Origin of the sequence: Streptomyces sp. 3N207, from assembly GCF_052246355.1 — a bacterium.
Taxonomy (GTDB): domain Bacteria; phylum Actinomycetota; class Actinomycetes; order Streptomycetales; family Streptomycetaceae; genus Streptomyces.
Map to the genome: position 1 here is coordinate 94,018 of NZ_JBQQBV010000006.1, position 16,373 is coordinate 110,390.

Annotated in this window: 18 protein-coding genes; 8 read left to right on the forward strand and 10 right to left on the reverse strand. The window is 70.5% G+C overall.

The features are described from left to right. Positions 1–3 precede the first annotated feature (3 nt). From ACTWP9_RS11840 to ACTWP9_RS11875, 8 genes are all read right to left on the reverse strand, one after another. Positions 4–1,287 carry a DUF1266 domain-containing protein gene (locus tag ACTWP9_RS11840; RefSeq protein WP_443246025.1) on the reverse strand — a complete coding sequence of 428 codons (1,284 nt, stop codon included), beginning with the start codon at positions 1,285–1,287 and terminating at the stop codon, positions 4–6. A gap of 47 nt (positions 1,288–1,334) precedes the next feature. Continuing rightward, positions 1,335–1,526: a hypothetical protein gene (locus ACTWP9_RS11845; protein WP_443246026.1), complete on the reverse strand. Its 192-nt coding sequence runs from the start codon at positions 1,524–1,526 to the stop codon at positions 1,335–1,337. A gap of 258 nt (positions 1,527–1,784) precedes the next feature. Continuing rightward, positions 1,785–2,204 (reverse strand): hypothetical protein, encoded by a 420-nt coding sequence (locus ACTWP9_RS11850; protein ID WP_443246027.1) that lies wholly within the window; start codon positions 2,202–2,204, stop codon positions 1,785–1,787. A 350-nt stretch (positions 2,205–2,554) separates the two neighbouring features. Beyond that, positions 2,555–4,075, reverse strand: coding sequence for an RHS repeat-associated core domain-containing protein (locus ACTWP9_RS11855; RefSeq protein WP_443246028.1), 1,521 nt, complete (start codon positions 4,073–4,075; stop codon positions 2,555–2,557). Beyond that, complete coding sequence (locus ACTWP9_RS11860; protein WP_443246029.1) at positions 4,009–4,386, reverse strand: hypothetical protein; 378 nt, start codon at positions 4,384–4,386, stop codon at positions 4,009–4,011. The genes ACTWP9_RS11855 and ACTWP9_RS11860 overlap by 67 nt, the downstream gene beginning before the upstream one ends. Positions 4,387–4,479: 93 nt before the next feature. Then, complete coding sequence (locus ACTWP9_RS11865; protein ID WP_443246030.1) at positions 4,480–5,004, reverse strand: hypothetical protein; 525 nt, start codon at positions 5,002–5,004, stop codon at positions 4,480–4,482. Positions 5,005–5,008: 4 nt separating this feature from the next. After that, positions 5,009–5,926 carry a GlxA family transcriptional regulator gene (locus ACTWP9_RS11870; RefSeq protein ID WP_443246031.1) on the reverse strand — a complete coding sequence of 306 codons (918 nt, stop codon included), beginning with the start codon at positions 5,924–5,926 and terminating at the stop codon, positions 5,009–5,011. Continuing rightward, on the reverse strand, positions 5,923–6,522 hold the full coding sequence (locus ACTWP9_RS11875; RefSeq protein WP_443246032.1) for a cysteine hydrolase family protein: 600 nt from the start codon (positions 6,520–6,522) through the stop codon (positions 5,923–5,925). The genes ACTWP9_RS11870 and ACTWP9_RS11875 overlap by 4 nt, the downstream gene beginning before the upstream one ends. Positions 6,523–6,877: 355 nt before the next feature. Here ACTWP9_RS11875 and ACTWP9_RS11880 point away from each other — a divergent pair, with 355 nt between their 5' ends. After that, entirely contained in the window at positions 6,878–7,450 is a 573-nt protein-coding gene (locus tag ACTWP9_RS11880) for an RNA polymerase sigma factor (RefSeq protein WP_443246033.1), read from the forward strand. After that, positions 7,447–7,746 carry a hypothetical protein gene (locus tag ACTWP9_RS11885; RefSeq protein ID WP_443246034.1) on the forward strand — a complete coding sequence of 100 codons (300 nt, stop codon included), beginning with the start codon at positions 7,447–7,449 and terminating at the stop codon, positions 7,744–7,746. The genes ACTWP9_RS11880 and ACTWP9_RS11885 overlap by 4 nt, the downstream gene beginning before the upstream one ends. Positions 7,747–7,818: 72 nt before the next feature. Here ACTWP9_RS11885 and ACTWP9_RS11890 read toward each other — a convergent pair whose 3' ends face one another. Continuing rightward, on the reverse strand, positions 7,819–8,031 hold the full coding sequence (locus tag ACTWP9_RS11890) for a DUF397 domain-containing protein (protein WP_443246035.1): 213 nt from the start codon (positions 8,029–8,031) through the stop codon (positions 7,819–7,821). Further along, positions 8,028–8,867 carry a DUF5753 domain-containing protein gene (locus tag ACTWP9_RS11895; RefSeq protein ID WP_443246036.1) on the reverse strand — a complete coding sequence of 280 codons (840 nt, stop codon included), beginning with the start codon at positions 8,865–8,867 and terminating at the stop codon, positions 8,028–8,030. The genes ACTWP9_RS11890 and ACTWP9_RS11895 overlap by 4 nt, the downstream gene beginning before the upstream one ends. Positions 8,868–9,053: 186 nt before the next feature. Between ACTWP9_RS11895 and ACTWP9_RS11900 the strand changes: the two genes are divergently transcribed. The 6 genes from ACTWP9_RS11900 to ACTWP9_RS11925 all read left to right on the forward strand — a co-directional run bounded on the left by ACTWP9_RS11900 (position 9,054) and on the right by ACTWP9_RS11925 (position 16,063). Next, the gene (locus tag ACTWP9_RS11900) at positions 9,054–9,275 is read left to right on the forward strand and encodes a hypothetical protein (protein ID WP_443246037.1); all 222 of its coding nucleotides are present in this window, start codon (positions 9,054–9,056) and stop codon (positions 9,273–9,275) included. 199 nt (positions 9,276–9,474) lie between these two features. Then, on the forward strand, positions 9,475–9,675 hold the full coding sequence (locus ACTWP9_RS11905; RefSeq protein ID WP_443246038.1) for a hypothetical protein: 201 nt from the start codon (positions 9,475–9,477) through the stop codon (positions 9,673–9,675). After that, positions 9,672–10,022, forward strand: a complete 351-nt coding sequence (locus tag ACTWP9_RS11910; RefSeq protein ID WP_443246039.1) for a hypothetical protein — start codon at positions 9,672–9,674, stop codon at positions 10,020–10,022. The genes ACTWP9_RS11905 and ACTWP9_RS11910 overlap by 4 nt, the downstream gene beginning before the upstream one ends. Before the next feature lie 252 nt (positions 10,023–10,274). Then, the gene (locus ACTWP9_RS11915) at positions 10,275–11,147 is read left to right on the forward strand and encodes an FAD binding domain-containing protein (RefSeq protein ID WP_443246040.1); all 873 of its coding nucleotides are present in this window, start codon (positions 10,275–10,277) and stop codon (positions 11,145–11,147) included. Further along, a complete protein-coding gene (locus tag ACTWP9_RS11920) occupies positions 11,144–13,603 on the forward strand; it encodes a 2Fe-2S iron-sulfur cluster-binding protein (RefSeq protein ID WP_443246041.1) in 2,460 nt (819 codons plus the stop codon). The genes ACTWP9_RS11915 and ACTWP9_RS11920 overlap by 4 nt, the downstream gene beginning before the upstream one ends. A 102-nt stretch (positions 13,604–13,705) precedes the next feature. After that, positions 13,706–16,063, forward strand: a complete 2,358-nt coding sequence (locus ACTWP9_RS11925) for a molybdopterin cofactor-binding domain-containing protein (protein ID WP_443246042.1) — start codon at positions 13,706–13,708, stop codon at positions 16,061–16,063. Positions 16,064–16,373 lie beyond the last annotated feature (310 nt).

The window sequence follows — 16,373 nt, forward strand, 5'->3', positions numbered from 1 at the left end:
TGGCTACTCGCCGCCCCCGGCGCGGAACGGGATGGTGAGCCAGGGGCTCTCCGGCTCCGTCGTCAGAATCCGGTGGGCCGTCAGCATCTCCTCGTACCACGGCCCGAACTCCTCCTCGTCGAAGTGCAGACAGCGGCCCAGCACATACGCGGCGGAGAAGTCCTCCCACGAGCGGTAGCCGACCGTGCTGACCCGCCCGGCGCGCAGGACGGCGCCCTCGGCCTCCTCCAACGTGCAGAAGCGGGCCGCCAGTCCGAAGCGGGCCATGTTGGAGGCGCGGCCGTAGTCCCAGGCGGCGACCGAGCGGACGAACCGGCCCTCCGGCAGCAGTCCGTCGGCGCGGAACCGGGCCTCGTACCGGGTGATGCGGCCGATCAGCCGCTTCACCCCGTCGATCTGCCACTCCACCTCTTCCTCGGTGGGGCCCTCCGACCGCGTCACCCCGTCCGGCGTCAGCTCGATGGTGGCCGTCGCGACCCGCTTGCGCAGTACTCGCTCCGCGGCCTGTCGCCAGTGTGCGGGCTCCACCTGCCCGCCGAAGTCCTGGGCCAGACTGTGCCGCAGCCCCAGTGTGAACTCCCATACCGGGCTGCTCATCTCGTTGGTCAGCAGCTCCTCCTGGTACTGCTGCCACTTCTGGCGCGTCGTGACGCCCCACCAGCGTTCGAGGAGCCGCCGCTCGTCGTTGTAGCCCAGCCCGTGGCTCACGGAGTTCCAGTACTGGCCGTTCTTCACCGACAGCAACGCCCCGCAGGCCAGCCCCCGCGCGACGGCGCCGGTACGGGGGCCGCCCATCCACAGCGTGCGGAGCGTCAGATTGGGCGAGACTTCCGAGACGCGGTCCGCGTGCTGCTGCCACAGCGCGCACAGGGACTGGCTGGCCGGGAAGTACGCCTCGCAGGGCGAGCCCGGGTTCACCGCCAGCCACGGCGGGTCCTGCTGCGACCAGCCACGCGCGTACTCGCCGAGGCTCTCCGAGATGAAGACCGGATCCTCTATCGGCGCCGGCAACATCGCCTCCGTGTACACGGCCGCACACCAGCCCTGCACCTCCGGACGCCATACGGGCTGCATCCGCGCCGGCACCCGGCCCGGATTGGCATCCAGCCACGGCCTGGAAGCCAGCCGATAGAGATACTGGCCCGCCAGTACGTCCAGATACGCGGCCCAGTCATGACGGCACTTCGCCTCGTACAGCCGCTGCTCCACCTGGCTGGGCGCCTCCGCCCAAGCCGGCGCCGCCGCAGCCGTTGCCGGCTGCTCCCCCGCCCCCGTGCGCTTCCACATGTGACCTTGACCTCGATCTCGTACTCGACCTCTACCGTGGTGCGGCGTCAGGAGAAGAGCCAGGAACAGACCGGCAGTACGACGTAGAAGAACGCCAACACACTGCCGACGCACGTCGCAATGATCTGCCCGCTGCTCATCTTCCGCCGCCCCACCCGCGGCGGCGCCCAACCCGCCCCCGGATGCGCCCCGTACGGATTGGGCGGCGGAGCCGGCAGATGCGGGGACCGCTTGGCCATGGGGCGGTGTCCTCCAGTGAGCTGACGCGGAAGGGGCGGGATTGCCGTGTGCGGGCTGACCCTGCGTGATGTTCAAATGAACGCATGGTCAGGGGGCCAGGATAGCTCCGGGGCTGGACGATCCCCGAGCCGGTACGGCACCCGCCACTGCGGGCCTCAGCCCAGGCAAGACCCAGACTCGGCCACGAGAACGGAGTCGAATAACTTGCCGCCGCCGTCTACCTGTTCGCTATACAGGGGGACCGGCACGCGAGAGTGTTACAACCTCTCGGGAAGACTTCCCCAATGGAAGACGTACCTGTTTTTTTCCCGATCGAACTCCACTTCGTACTCGGGGCGTCTGAGTCCAAGGTTCCGAATCAGCCACTCCAGCATGGCCGCTGCAGCGGCCTCCGGTTGGTAGTCGGTAAGAACCGGGGCATCGAATTGTTGCACCCGCACCACGGAGAATATCCCTTCGGATAGCGTGTGCAATTGGTCGGCGACCATTCGAACACCAAACGACAAGTACGCGCTGTCTTCCGCCGTTGTCGCGTCCGGTAGAACTACTGCGACATTGAACCCTTCGATAAGCTTTGCGTCCGCTGGAAGCTGGTCACTTACGGTGAAATTGGCGTTTATGGTGGCGACAAGACCCCAGGGGCCGATGCGCTTCTTGTACGTGTAGGTGTTTCCCATGAGGTCTTCCGGTGTCCTAGGTTGGCGAGTTGAGCGCGTGAAGCACTACTCAAAAATTAGTTTGTCGAATACTCGATGGCTGAAGAAATGCTCCGTCCCCATGTTTGTCGGTCTCGTTATGTAATCGAAGTCGTGGGGTTCTCCTCTTCCGTAGAGCCTACCGTGTTTGTCAATAAACGCGTCCATCTCCGTTTCGGGCATTGAGCTAACGTGTGCCTGCTTCATCGCACCGATATCTTTTTCCTTGACTCGGAAGGTCATTATTTCGACTTCCAGCCCTCTCCGTTCTCGCATCAATTTTGCGTAACGCTCCGCGTCCTCTCGTGATCCCCAAGAATAGACCCCCTTGCCTAGGTGTGCCCGGTGTTCTCATTCGGCCAGGGGGTCCCGTCTTCTCGCAAACGCGCTGCATTGATGCGGTCCTGCACTGTGTGGAACTGCCGGTTCCCTTCGGCCTTCTGAGGGCAGCCTTCAGGAGCAAGCCCCAGTGGATCCACAGCAGAATGCGGGTTCCCCACATACGCCACCGGGTTGGGTGCCGGCTCCAACCCCAGTGGGTCCGGGGACAGATAGCGGGCGGTTTCGGGGTCGTAGTGGCGGAAGTGGTTGTAGTGTAGGGCGGTTTCGGGGCCGAAGTATTGGCCGGGGAAGCGGAGGGGGGTGTAGGTGGTGGCGTCGGTGTTCCAGGTGGTGGTGCCCCAGAGGGTTTGTTGGGTGTGCCAGGCCGTTTCGCCGGAGTCGGTGATGAGGGCGGTTGGGGTGCCGATGAGGTCGGTGACTATGGCGAAGAAGCGGGTGTCTATTTCCCGTTGGGTGGTTTCGTCGGTGATGCGTTCCGTCTGGGAGATCGGGTGGAGGCCCTGGTGGTTCCAGGTGAGGGTTACCGGGTGGGGGGCTTCCCCTGATGTGGTTTGTTCTATGAGAGTGGGGCCGTCCCAGGTGAAGTCCACCCGTTCGGAGACCGATTTCTTACTTACGCGGCGGCCCAACGGGTCGTAGGCGTAATGCCATTCCGCCCCGTCCGGGGTGGTGACCCGTGTCAGGCGGTCTTCCGCGTCCCACTCGTAGTGCCAGGTGTCCGGCCGCCGGGAGAGGTTCTTCTTCTGGCGGCTGACGACGCGGCCGGCGGCGTCGTGTTCGTAGCGCAGGCGGCCCGCCGTGCGGATGCGGGTGCCGGTGTAGGTGCGGGGGCCGCGGGCCTCGGGGCTCGCGTGGGTCGCGGGCCAGTCGGCGGTCGTCTGGTTGCCGGCCTCGTCGTAGGCGTAGGTCTCCGTCCAGTCGCGGGCCCTCACCCGCGATACCCGGCCGCCCGCGTCGAGCGCGAAGCGGCTGGTGCCCTCGCGGGAGTCGTCCACCGCGATCAGGTGACCGTCCGGTCGGTATGTGTAGGAGCGGTGCCACGTCGAGTCTGCCGTCGCCCCTGTAAGGGCTTGGTCGGTGAGGCGGCCCGCCGGGTCCCACGTCCAGGAGAGGGACGCCCTCCCGTTGATGTCCCGTTGCCGTTCGCGGCCTGCCGCGTCGTACGCCGACGTCAGTGTGTGGCCGTCGGCGACGACCGCGGTGCGGTTGCCTGCCTCGTCGTACGCGTAGCGCGTCACGGAGCCGGTGGGCGTGGTGCGGCGTACCGGGCGGCCCAGCGCGTCGTACGTGAAGGTGAGGGCACGGCCGTTGACGGCCTCCGTCTTCACCCGTCCCGCCCGGTCGTACTGGCGCAGCAGCTCCGCATCCGGGTTGCGGGCTTCGACCAGGCAGCCTGCCGGGTCGTATGCGTACGTCGTCAGCGTGCCTGCCGCGTCCTTTGCCGTCAGCCGTCCGAGCAGGTCGCGTTCGTAGGCGATCGTGTCGCCGAGCGGCGTCGTGCGGGCGGCCAACTGACCTGCGGCGTCGAGTGCGTAGTGCTGGGTGCGGCCGTCGAAGTCGGTTTCCGCGACGAGGCGGTCCCCTCGAACGACTGGGACAGCGCATCGTCACCGACCTCCATCTTGGACAGCGACATCTCCTCGAAACCGCTGCCCTGCGCGGCATCCACGTCCGTGCCGACCTCGCGCAGCTCATCCAGCGCGCCCCTGATGCCCTTGGTCAGCTGGTTGACGGTCTCCTTCGGGACCTGCAACTGCCCCTTGTACGCCAGCTCATCCGTGAGCTTCTCGCCGGGCAGCACCGGCCCGCCGTGGTCACCCATTCCCCTGTCCCCCTGACATTCGATCACGCCAGTCGAACACCGTATCTGTACGCGACCGTACGAACGCAAGCCGTATTGAGCCCTGATGACCAGCTATGCGCTCGGGTCCACGTTCCAGTGGCGGGGGAGTTCGGTGTCGCAGAAGGCGCAGTACCAGTCGTCTTCGCGGACGATGTTGGGCTGGTGGCAGTGCGCGCAGCGGCGGAAGGTGAGGGCGTGGGTGAAGGAGGCGGGGTGGGGGAGGGCTGCGCGGTGGAGGGACCGGGAGACCGCGGGCCAGCAGGTGGGTTCGGGGCAGTAGCCGGTGGAGTGGTTGGTCACCTCGGTGACCCGCCAGCCGCACGGGGAGGCGGCGTCGTGGGCGAAGGCGATCTCCCCGGCGGCAAGGACACGCGCGCCGCCCGCGCAGGCGACGTGTTCGGTGCGGCGGGGTGCCAGGCGGAGCAGGCCGGTCAAGTCGACGACGAAGGTGAAGGGTTCGGCAAGCTCTGCCGTTGTGCGGCGGGCGGCCCAGGCGGCGAAGTCGGGGGCGGTGCGGATGGCGTGGCCCATTGTCGCGGCGTCGGCGTGGGCTGCGAGGTCGGCGGGGCCCACGTAGCGGTAGCTCCGTATGGTCACCGGGTCAGGGTAGGGCGCGGGAGCGGAGGCGGCGGAGCATGCGGGGGTCGGTGAAACCGACCTCATGGGCGGCGGTTTCGGTGGTGGCGCCGTGGGCGATGAGGTGCTCGGCGCGTTCGAGGCGGAGGGTCTGCTGGTAGCGCAGGGGCGTCAGACCGCCGGTGGCGCGGGTGAAGAGACGGGTCAGGGTGCGGGCGCTGACGCCCGCGGTGGCGGCCAGGTGGTCCAGGGTGAGGGGTTCGGCGAAGCGGGTGTCGATGAGGTCCTGGACCCGGTGCACGGTGTCGTCGAGGTGCGAGCGGTACCGCAGTACGGCGCTGGCCTGCGGCTCGTCCCCGTTCCGGCGGACGTAGACGACCATGTTGCGGGCCACTTGTGCGGCCTGCGCCGGACCGTGGCGTACGGCCAGCAGATGCAGGGACAGATCGATACCGCTGGCGATGCCCGCGGAGGTGATGACCCGGTCGTCGGTGGTGAACAGGACATCGCGGACGACCTTCGCCCGCGGGAAGCGGTGGGCGAGTTCGTCCTGCAGCTCGTGGTGTGTGGTGCAGCGGCGGCCGTCCAGCAACCCCGCCTCGCCGAGCGCCTGCGCCCCCGAGCAGACGCTGGCGACCGTGCCGCCGGCGGCGTGGTGTGCGGCGATGCGGGCGAGGGTTTCCTGGCTGAAGGGGGGAGGCAGCGTCGGGCGCGGGGAGCGCCAGCCGGGTACGACGAGCAGGTCGCCCGGGTCCAGTTCCCGGGGCCACTCGGTCTGTGCGTGCACCGGCAGCCCCTGCGCGCTGTCGATCCGTTCCCGTTCGCCGACGTAGCTGAGCCGGTAGGGCCGGCCGAGCCCCGCCGCGGTGCTGAAGACCTGGGCGGGGCCGGCGAGGTCGAGGAGGTGGACGCCCGGGGTGAGGACGAGGACGACGTGGGTCACGCCGTGGATGGTGCCAGCTGCGCCGACTCCCCCTCCAGTTCTCCCTCCAGCTCTCCCTCCCGCTCCGCCTCCAGTTCGGCGACCGTGGTGATCCGCGCGAAGCGGTCGCGGAGCACTGCGACCGTCCGTTCGACGATGGCTTCGGCGCTCAGGCCGCCGACGGGGTTCGTGGTGGTGGCGTCGACGGGGAAGGTGACGCGATAGCCGAGGTCGCTGCCGATCCGGGTGGTGGTCTCGACGCACTGTTCGGTGCGGATGCCGCTGACGACGAGCTCGGTGACGCCCGCCTCCGTCAGCAGCTGCTGGAGGTTGGTGGTGGTGAACGCATTGTGCGAGGTCTTGCGCAGTACGGGCTCGCCGGGGAGCGGCTGGTCGAGCTCGGGCAGCAGCCGTACATGACCCTGCTCCGGGTCGAATACGCCGCCCGAGCCGGGCTCGGTGTGCAGGATCCAGATGACGCGGTCCCCGGCGGCGCGGGCGAGCCGGACCAGCCTGTTGACCGGTTCGGCGATGTCCGGGTCGGCGATGGTGGCCCAGGAGTCGGGGCGGGAGCGGAAGGACTCCTGGACATCGATGACAAGCAGCGCTCTGTTCATATCCGTCAGTCTGGCCAGCGGAAAGGCTTCGCCGACAGACACGATCGGGGCCCATGGCGGAACGATCTGGTCAGTCATCTCGGGTCGCCGCAGGTTCCCGTCCGGCAAGGTTGGATCACCAGGCCAGGAAGCGAGGTGAATCCTTTTCCGCCCCCGCCGTCTCCTGTCACTGGACCGGCCGCAAGGGTCGGCGGATGCCGGGAGGGAACAACACATGATGGTCGCGATCACTGCCGTGGCTGGTGGAGTGCTGGTCTGCATCTGCACCATGACGCTGCTCAAGCGGAGGAACCGCCGCCGTGGTTGACCTGCACCAGTCACTGCGGCAGCACCTCACAGGCGACGGGCAGCGCCCATGAGCTCACGCCACCGTTGGCCGGACAAGCGGCTGGTCAAGGCTGCTCAGGACGGCGATACCACCGCGCTGACCGCCGTGGTCCTGGAGTCGCAGCCCCACGTGCGCAGGTTCGCACTGTCGCTGTGCGCCACACCGCAGGACGCGGAAGACGCGGCCCAGGAAGCACTGATCATCCTCTACCGGAGGATCGGCACGCTCCGCGCCACCGGCGCCCTGGCCTCCTGGATGTTCCGCATCGTACGGAACGAATGCCTGCGGCACCTACGGCTGCTGACCTCCGCCACCGTCACCGCTCAGGCCGGTGATGAGGCAGCTGCACCCTCCGCAGAGGAGTCGGTCCTGCGAAGGCTGGAGGCCCAACGGGTCGCCGCCGCGGTCAGCGGTCTGCCCCGCGACCAGCGGCAGGTGCTGATCATGAGAGACCTCCAGGGATACCCGGGCCCTCTCGTCGCCCGGTCGCTCGGCCTGAGCAACGCGGCCATGAAGTCGAGGCTCCACCGGGCCCGGACCGCCTTGCGGCAAGCCCTGGCAGGAACCGATGAAGCAACCGGAGGGGAGGCGTCACCATGAACACCGTTGAAGCTGGTCAGCCTGCCCGCCCAGAAGCAGACTTCGCCAGCACCTCTGTCCCGCGGCATCTACTGCGCGGCGCTCTCGGCTTCGGCTTGATCACCGGCGCGATCGCTCTGATGCCCTCCGCCGGCCCCGCCGCACTGCTGGCCGCCCCCCTGGCACTGGTGGCCTTCCGCGGCTGCCCGACCTGCTGGGTGGTCGGCCTGGCACAGACCATCTCCCGCGGCCGCCTGCAACGCAGCTGCGAGGATGGCGTCTGCACCCTGACAAAGGCGGGCGACCCGTCACGATGAGGCTCCTGGTGCCGCGCCGTACGGCGGGCCGCCGCGGAGCATCGGCATGCCTCAGCGGACGACGTGGGGCCGTCAGCGTGAGAGCTCTCCGGCTTTGACGGCTGCGACGAATCGGGTGAACGAGTCGGTGGGGAAGGACAGGACGGGTCCGTTGGGGGTCTTGCTGTCGCGTACGGGGATCGTGCCGGTGCTTGCGGCCGTGGTGGGGGACCATTCCAGGCAGTTGCCGCCGTCCTGGTTGCTGTAGCTGGACTTGACCCAGGAGGGGTTCGTGGGCGGGTTCACAGTGCCTCCAGATGCTTTTTGATCAACTGTGCGGAGGCGTCGCGCGAGAGAGCGGAAGCCGTGAGGACATCGTAGAACCGTGCCAGACGCCGCACGTCCGCCGCTTCCTCGATGACCGCGCCCGAACGGATGCCTTCGGTATAGACCGCGGTCCCCTCCGCGGTCGTCAGGATCGACATAGGTCCGTCCATCAAGCCATGCGTGCCTGCGTCGAGGGAAAGCACTTGGAGCAGTGTGGTCGGCCGCTTCATGTGTTCAAGCAGCGCGGCCAGTTGCTCTCGCATCGCCGCAGGGGCGCCGACTCGTCGCCGGACGACCGACTCGCAGATGACGACTGAGAAATCAGGCGGTGATCCGCTTCTCAGGATCTCCTGCCGGGCCATCCGGTTGTTGACGAGGCTCGTCAGCTCTGCCTGGCCAGCCCGAGGATTGCCCTCGCGGAACAGTTCCCACGCGTATTGCGGTGTCTGGAGGAGACCTGGAACAACCGTGGGCGACCACTCGGAGATAGCGATTGCACGCGTTTCCAGTTCGATCCGTTTCCGGTAGCGCTGCGGGAAGGACTGAGCGGTGATCTCCTCATACAGCCGCTTGAAGAGCCCGTCCGTCTTGAAGACCTGATCCAGGAGGGCCGGGAGGTCCGCCGGGATGGGGCCGTGGCAGGTCTCGACCCGCGAAATGGTGCTCTTGGAGGTCCGGGTCATCCGGGCCAACTCGGTCTGGGACAGCGGCCCGGGCGGGTACAGCTCGCGAGCGCTACGGCATTCCTCCGCGAAGACGCGCCGTGGATCCTCGGCGCCCTCCGTGCCCTTCGTTTCGACGGTTACTTCGGCCATAACTCCCCTTGACCACCCCTCTGGTCAGGCTTCTCCAACGGTCGGGCTTTCCGTGTACGAACCGGCGATGCATATGCACCGGTGACCAACCCGCAGGTCGGGCGCTGAAACCCCTCCCCGGGGGCCGGTCGTTGCCGCACTCTTGTGATCGGCCCACCGCACAGAGTGACAGAGGAGAGGGTCGTCATGGGCACGCACGCCCAAAAATGGCCAGCAGAAGCGGGTTTGGCGCCTCCGGCGGGGCGTGAGCTGGAGCCCGTCCCGGTGCCCGGCTGCGACGTATGCGAACTGCTGGCCCAGGACCGTGAGAAGGCCCGCTCCCTGGATCAGGCGCTGATCGTCCGGAGCTGCAACGCCGTCATGGCAGGACACCCCCACAAACGGGAGCGACGGGAGCCCAAGAAATGACCGCCATCCATGCGACGTGCCCGACGTGTCAGGCCCTGAAGTCACGGCTGGCCGAGGCCGAAGCGGCGGGGGACGCATCGCAGGCCGTGGACTGCCGGGTGTTGCTCCGTCGCCACCCCGGCCACGGCGGCGGTCCACGGTCGTCCCCGGCACAGGAGGAGCCCAACCCGCGACCCTCAGGACCTGGAAGGACAAGCCCATGAGCAAGCCCCACCACCTCCGCCGCCCGGCAGGCAACCTGCGCGGCGGCAGCATCGCGGACAAGGACCGTCACTCAGCGGCGGCGCAGACCGCCCGCCGCGAAGAACTCCTGGAGCGTATGCGGCGACGCAATGCCCCAGGCGTACCGACGACTGCGGCCAACGCCCCCCGGGAGGAGGTGCAGGAGCCCCGAACGTGACCCGTCCCGACGACTGGATGATGCCCGCGTTCCTGGCCCAGCTCGCCGCGCCTGGAGTCCAGCTTGTCCGCGCCGTCAGTGACGGCCGGGAGACGGTGTATCTCTTCGATGCCGATCGTGAAGCGTTCGCGACCCTCACCGCCGACGGCGAGCAGTGGAACGTCCGGCAAGGCGGGCCGGTCGCTGTCTGGGACGCCATCGAAAGCGCGGTGACCGGCTGGCGGCAAGCGGGCGAACCCGACATCACCTCTGTCCGTATGGAGGTCACCATCGAGGCACACACCTACTGGATCGGGGAGGAACCAGCCCTTCGCTGGAAGCACGCCCAGCGCCCCTTGGCCACCTGACCCCCAACGCGATCAACGCGGCAGGTAATGGGGCGGGGCGTTCGTCAAATGGTGCGAAAGGGCCCATCCCTGGCCCTCGTGTCGGGCGCGGGCCGAGATATGCCAGAGTTGCCTCGTCCGGGCTGTGAGCACGTACCGTACGGCAGTGCAGCCGGGAGCCCGGTATGTCGGGGAAGGGGCAGCAGGTTGAGCACGCACGTACGGCATGCACCAGACGGCGAACGAGCCGCGCAGGCTGTGCCCCCTGCTGTCATGCTGCCGACCACCCTGGACGAGGCCGTCTCGGCACTCTCCGCCGTACCGGCCGCCGTACCGGTCGCCGGCGGCACCGATCTGATGGCGGACGTCAACTCCGGCCAGCTCCGCCCCGCCGCGCTCGTCGGCCTCGGCCGGATCAGCGAGATCCGCGGCTGGTCGTACCAGGACGGGTTCGCCGTACTGGGCGCCGGCCTCACCCACGCGCGGATGGGCCGCCCCGACTTCGCCGCGCTCATCCCGGCGCTCGCCGCCGCAGCACGCGCCGCGGGGCCCCCGCAGATCCGGAACGTGGGGACGCTCGGCGGCAACGTCGTCAGTGCCTCGCCCACCGGGGACGCGTTGCCCGTGCTGGCCGCGCTGGAGGCGACGCTCTCCATCGCGGGCCCGGAGGGGGCGCGCCGCGAGCTGCCGGTCAGCCATCTGCTCGCGGGGATGGACATGCTGCAGCCCAGCGAGGTCGTCGGCTATGTGAAAGTCCCGCTGCTGCACGCGCCGCAGACGTTCCTCAAAGCCACCAGCCGTACCGGGCCGAGCCGCGCGCTGGCCTCCGTCGCCGTCGTGCTCGATCCGATGCGGCGCGGGGTGCGCTGCGCGGTGGGTGCCGTCGCGCCGATGCCGCTGCGCCCGCTGGAGGCCGAGCAGTGGATCGCCTCGCTCATCGACTGGGACGGCGCGCGGTCGCTGGCGCCCGAGGCGCTGTCCGCTTTCGGGGAGTACGTCGCGATGGCGTGCATCCCCGACCCGGTCCCCGAGGAGGGCCCCGACGGTACCCCCGGCGCCGTACCCCAGCTTCCGCCCGCGGCGCTGCACTTGCGGCGTACGGTGGCGACACTGGCCCGCCGAGGACTCGGGAGGGCTCTCGCATGAGCGGTACACCACAGGCACCACACGACAACGGGAACGGAAACCGGAACGGGGGCGCGGGGCCGCACGCGGGTGCGGACCCGCACGGACACGTGAACGCGCACACGGGCACAGACGGGCACGGAAACGGAGCGGGCGGCGCCGAACAGTACGGCAGCGACCCCTACGCCCCGCACGGGCAGCATGTGCCCCGGAGTTGGGGCGGTGGCGAGTACGACGCGGATGCCACCGCCTTCGTCCAGTTGCCCAGCGGTGGTTTCGACTTCGCGGAGGACGCGCCGCTGGCCGCGCCCGGCACGGGCCAGGGCGGCTACACCCCGCCGCCCATCGACCCGTCGTCCCAGCCCGGAACACCCGGGTCCGGAACGCTCGGGTCCGCAGCGTCCCGGCCCGGCGCGGACGACGGCTCGGCCTACGCCTCGCAGCCTCCCGCCGGTGGCGCCGACCAGGCAGCCGGCGGAGCCTCCGGGCACTGGGTGATGCCGTTCGCTCCGGAGAACGCCGAGCAGGGCGCCGGTGGACCCGGCCAGCCGGAACTGTACGGACAGTCCGCGCAATACGGTCACTCCTGGGGATACGACCAGTCCGGGGACGGGGGCGGTGCCGGAGCACCCGAACCCGGCCAGGCCGCTCCGGGCCCGCAGGACACGCTGGGCGGTCAGGGCGGGCCGGGTGACCACGGTGCCGGCGGTGCGCTGGGGCAGGGCGCTGCCGCCGCGCTCGCGGGCTCGCACGAGGCGCGTACCGGCCGCCGTCCGCTCGGCACCGGCGTCGCCCGTGCGGCGAACGCCGACGAGAAGTCCGCCCCGTCCGCACCCGGTTCCCCCGCTTCTGCCGGTTCTCCCGCTTCACCCGGTCCCTCTGCTCCAACCGCTTCCGGCACGCCCGCGCCCGGCGGTCAGGAGAGGGAGCCCGCGCGTGCCTGGGCGCCCTCGTCGCCGACGGCGGCGCCGCACTGGGACCGTACGGCTCCCGGCGGCACCCCGCGCGGGGCCGGTCCCGGACCGCTGCCCCAGCAGGAACCGGGCAGCGCCGAGTGGCCGTTCGAGGGCGCACCGGGCGGCCCGGCACCCGCGTACGGCTTCCCCGGCGGGCCCTCCGCCGACCAGGCCCCCGCCCCCTCCGAAGAGACGCAGCGGCCCGAAGTACAGCCCGGGGCCGAGGCGGGGATCGTCGCCGGCGAGCCGCCCGCCCCGCCCGCCGGGCCGGAGAGCCAAACGGACTCCGAGGTGACCTCGCTGGCCGAGGCCGCCCCGGCACCCGCGCCCGCCCCGCAGTCGACTGAGCCCGCCCCCGGCACCGCCGCGCAGCCGGACGCCGCGCCGGAGGGCGGGGCCGCCGAGACCGGGCAGGCGGAGCACGCCGCTGACGACACCGGGGCCGGCACCGACACCGCCACCGACACCGTTACGGAGCCCGGGACCGACGCGGCGCCGGAGGCCGGTTCCGAGGGCGCCTCCGGGACCGGTCCCGAAGCGGACGGCGACGCGACGCCGCTGCCCGAAGCCGTCGACACGGAGGACGAGCACCCGCACGTCTCGTACGTCCTGCGGGTCAACGGCGTCGAACGCCCGGTCGCCAGCGCCTGGATCGGGGAGTCGCTGCTGTACGTGCTCCGGGAGCGGTTGGGGCTCGCCGGGGCCAAGGACGGCTGTGCGCAGGGGGAGTGCGGGGCCTGCTCGGTGCAGGTGGACGGGCGGCTGGTGGCCGCGTGCCTGGTGCCCGCCGCCACCGCCGCCGGAAGCGAAGTGCGTACCGTCGAGGGCCTGTCGGCCGACGGCACCCCCTCCGACGTACAGTGCGCGCTCGCCGAGAGCGGGTCGGTGCAGTGCGGGTTCTGCGTGCCGGGGCTCGCGATGACCGTGCACGACCTGCTGGAGGGCAACCACGCGCCCACCGAGCTGGAGACCCGCAAGGCGATCAGCGGCAACCTGTGCCGGTGCTCCGGCTACCGCGGGGTGCTGGACGCGGTCCGTACGGTCGTCGAGCAGCGCACAGCGCAGGCCGAGCGCGACGCCGCCGAGGCGGAGGCACAGGCGGCCACCGGCCGGCAGCCGTCCGGCCGAGCCGACTACGGCCAGGGCGGTTACGACCCGCAGGGCGGCTACGGCCACGGCGGGTACGAGCAGCAGGCCGACGGGTACGAACAGCAGTCGGGCACGTACGAACAGCAGCCGGGTGCGTACGAACAGGGCAGCTACGAGCAGGGCGGCGGTTACGGGCCCGGCGGGTACGAGGAGGGTGCCGCCTACGGCGGGGTGCCCTACGAGCAGGGCGGCTACGGACCCGACGCCTACGGCGGTCCGCAGGGCGGCGGTTACGACTACGACCCGGCGGCGCAGGCGCACACCCCCGAAGCCCCCGGCGCCTACAGCGCCAACGGCACATACGACGACGGCACCTATGGCGCGCACATCCCGCACCAGACCCGGCACTCCGAGAACGGCGGCGAGTCCTGATGCGCGCGGCTCCCGCAACAGCGCTTCCCGCACCAGCGCACCTCGCACCAGCACACTCCGCACCGGCGGGCGCCACGCACGCAAGCACAGAAAGGCGGCGGCATGACGGAAACGACTGACGGTCACACCGGCGCCGGACCCGGCACGGGCGGGCCGGGTGCCGCGGTGGCGGCGTCCGGCGGTACCCCGCTGCCGGGCGCCCGCAGCGAGCCGGAGCCGCACGGCCTGGGCGTCTCCGTCCTGCCCACCGACTCCTACGCCAAGGCGCAGGGCACCTTCCCCTACGCCGCGGACCTGTGGGCCGAGGGGCTGCTGTGGGCGGCGGTGCACCGCTCGCCGCACCCGCACGCGCGCATCCTCTCCATCGACACCGAGGAAGCCTCGAAGATGCCCGGCGTCCAGGCGGTCATCACGCACGAGGACGTACCAGGCGACTCCGCGCACGGGCGCAAGATCGCCGACCAGCCCGCGTTCGCCCGCGATGTGGTGCGCTACTACGGCGAGCCGATCGCCGCCGTCGCAGCGGACCACCCGGACACCGCACGGCTGGCCGCAGCAGCCATCGCCGTCGAGTACGAGGTGCTGGAGCCGGTCACCGACCCGGAGAAGTCGTTCGAGGCCGAACCGCTGCACCCGGACGGCAATCTGCTGCGCCACATCCCGCTGCGCTACGGCGACCCGGACGTGACCGGCGACGTCGTGGTCGAAGGGCTCTACCGCGTCGGACGGCAGGACCCGGCACCCATCGGCGCGGAGGCGGCGCTGGCCGTGCCGCGTCCGGACGGCGGCGTGGAGATCTACACCGCCTCCACCGACCCGCACACCGACCGCGAGCTGGCCGCTGCCTGCTTCGGACTGCCCGCCGAGCAGGTCAAGATCGTCGTCACCGGGGTGCCCGGCGCGATGGGTGACCGTGAGGACGCGGCGCTTCAGGTGCCGTTGGGCCTGCTGGCGATGCGCACCGGCTGCCCCGTCAAGATCGCGCTGAACCGCGAGGAGTCCTTCCTCGGCCACGGACACCGCCACCCCACCCTGCTGCGCTACCGCCACCACGCGGACAGCGAGGGCAAGCTGGTCAAGGTCGAGGCGCAGATCCTGCTGGACGGCGGCGCGTACGCGGATACCTCGTCCGACGCGCTGGCCGCCGCGGTCTCGTTCGCGTGCGGGCCCTACGTGGTGCCGCACGCGGTGATCGACGGCTGGGTCGTACGCACCAACAACCCGCCCTCCGGACATGTACGCGGCGAGGGCGCCCTGCAGGTGTGTGCCGCGTACGAGGGCCAGCTGGACAAGCTCGCCGAGCGGCTCGGCCTCGACCCGGTCGAGGTGCGGATGCGCAACGTGATGGCGACCGGCGATCTGCTGCCCACCGGCCAGACGGTCACCTGCCCGGCGCCGGTGGCCGAACTGCTGGAGGCCGTGCACGAGGCGCCGCTGCCCCTGCTGCCCAAGGACGCGCCCGAGGAGGACTGGCTGCTGCCCGGCGGACCCGAGGGCGCCGGCGATCCCGCGGCGGTGCGCCGGGGGGTCGGCTACGCGCTCGGCATGGTGCATATGCTCGGCGCGGAGGGCACCGACGAGGTGTCCACCGCCACGGTCAAGGTCAACGGCCCCGTCGCCACTGTGATGTGCGCGGCCGTCGAGTCAGGGCAGGGCTTCGACACGCTGGCCCGGCAGATCGTGCAGGAGACGCTCGGCATCGAGGAGGTGCACGTCGCCTCCGTCGACACCGACCAGCCGCCGTCCGGCGCCAGCGGGCGCGGGCGCCACACCTGGGTCTCGGGCGGTGCGGTGGAGCGCGCCGCGAAGATGGTGCGGACGCAGCTGCTCCAGCCGCTCGCGGCCAAGTTCGGGATGTCCACCGAGCTGTTGACCATCGCCGACGGCAAGATCACCTCCTATGACGGGGTGCTCTCCACGACGGTGGCCGAGGCGCTGGAGGGCAAGGAGCTGTGGGCGACCGCGCAGTGCCGCCCCCATCCCACCGAGCCGCTGGACGAGTGGGGGCAGGGTGACGCCTTCGTCGGTCTCGCCTTCGCCGCGGTGCGCGCCGTTGTGGACGTCGACATCGAGCTGGGGTCGGTGCGGGTGGTCGAGGTCGCCCTCGCCCAGGATGTCGGCGCCGTTCTCAACCCCCGCCAGTTGCGGGCCCGGCTGGAGGCGGGCGTCACCCAGGGCATCGGCACGGCTCTGACGGAGCATCTGCGGGTGGCCAAGGGCGTTGTCCGGCACGCCGACTTCACGGCTTACGCCTTGCCGACGGCGCTGGACGCGCCGGACATCCGCATCGTCAAGCTGATCGAAGAACGGGACGTAGTGGCACCGTTCGGGGCGAAGGCGGCTTCTTCGGCGCCCGTTGTCGTGACGCCGTCCGCCGTGGCCGCCGCCGTGCGGGCCGCGACGGGCCGGCCCGTCAACCGCATGCCGATCCGCCCCCAAGCCGCCGTCACCCCCACCTGAGGGCTCCGCCCGGGTGGGCCGCCGCCAATGCGTGAGGGCCCCGCCCTCTGACGGGTGGGTGGGGGCCGCTGCCATTGCTTGAGGGCCCCGCCTTGGGCCCCTCTCTCTGTTGGGGGCTCCGCCCCCAAGCCCCCGGTCCTCGCCGGACAGGCGTTGGGGCGGCTCCGCCCCCCAACTGCCCCCCGCTACGGGGGCTCCGCCCCCCTAGGAGCCCCTCCGGCCCATATCGGCCCTCTGGACAATTAGTCCTCCGCCCCTGCTCCAGGACCATCCGCTGCGGGTGGCGCCCATATCTGAGGTTGGAACCTGG